Below are 1,187 nucleotides of genomic sequence, written 5' to 3'. Positions count from 1 at the left end.
CCTTGGGCTCAAGTGGTTGTTGCAACGGGGTGGATTCTCGTCAGGATGAGGGGTCATGCCGGGGCAGAGGTTGTCGTCCGCGGAGCGGGCGCAGATTGAGGTGTTGTTCGGTCAGGGGTTGACGTTCCCGCAGATCGCGGAAGTGATCGGGCGGCATCGCTCGACGGTCTGGCGGGAGTTGTCGCGTAATCACTGCGGCACGGGGGGTCGGGTGCCGGCGGGTCAGCGGCATCCGTTCGGGCCTGACCCGGGTTATGTGGCCGGGGTGGGCTATCCGAAGGGGTGGGGTGGGGCGTATCGGTGGAAGTACTCTCACCGCAACGCTCAGGGCAAGGCGGACGCGCGGGCGCGGCGTCCTCGTGAGGGCAAGTTGCGTCCGAGGTGGGGGCGGGCGTGGCCGCCGTTGTGGCAGACGGTCAAGGATCGGCTGAGTCAGCGGCACTCGCCGCAGCAGATCGCCCGGTCGTTGCGGCGGGAGTTCCCCGACAGGCCGGAGATGTGGGTGTCACACGAGACGATCTACCAAGCGATCTACTTCCAGGCCCGGGGCGGGATGCGCCAGGAACTCGCCCGGCAAGTCGCGCTGCGCTCGGGACGCGCTGGCCGACGGCCGCAGTCACGCCAGGCCAGCGCGCTGCGGGGACGCCCGTGGGTGCGTGACTTCCACATCTCCACCCGCCCGGCCGAGGTCGAAGACCGGGCCGTGCCCGGGCACTGGGAAGGTGACCTGGTCATCGGCGCCCGAGGCTCCAGCGCGATCATCACCTTGGTCGAGCGGGCCACCCGATACGTGATGCTCGGCGCTCTGCCCGAATCGCGGGTCAGTGAACAGGTCATCGACACCCTCACCGGTCTCATGCGGCGGCTGCCGGCCGAGCTGCGCAAAACCCTGACCTGGGACCAGGGCATCGAAATGATCCAGCATCCCGTGTTCACCCTGGCCACCGACTGCAAGGTCTACTTCTGCGACCCCCACAGCCCATGGCAACGCGGCAGCAACGAAAACACCAACGGCCTGCTGCGCCAGTACTTCCCCCGCTCCAGCACCGACTTCCGCACCTGGACCCAGGACGACCTCGACACCGTCGCCCGCGAACTCAACGGACGACCACGCCAAACCCTCGACTGGCAGAATCCAGCCGAGGTACTCCACAAACACCTGGTTGCAACCGCCGCTTGAAACCGCC

Annotated in this window: 1 protein-coding gene; it reads left to right on the top strand. The window is 67.6% G+C overall.

Features of this window, described 5'->3' with window-relative positions:
- Positions 1-55: 55 nt before the first annotated feature.
- A complete protein-coding gene (locus tag ACIBF8_RS32045) occupies positions 56-1,180 on the top strand; it encodes an IS30 family transposase (RefSeq protein WP_396787652.1) in 1,125 nt (374 codons plus the stop codon).
- Positions 1,181-1,187: the final 7 nt, after the last annotated feature.

This window comes from Micromonospora sp. NPDC050276 (genome assembly GCF_044459545.1).
In the GTDB taxonomy this organism is placed as follows: domain Bacteria; phylum Actinomycetota; class Actinomycetes; order Mycobacteriales; family Micromonosporaceae; genus Micromonospora.
The sequence above is the reverse complement of the archived record's forward strand: the minus strand, read 5'-3'. Positions and strand labels throughout refer to the sequence as shown.

What these genes read in the sequence shown, in the direction of transcription:
- ACIBF8_RS32045 (WP_396787652.1), top strand. Translation starts at nt 56, where the DNA reads ATGCCGGGGCAGAGGTTGTCGTCCGCGGAGCGGGCGCAGATTGAGGTG.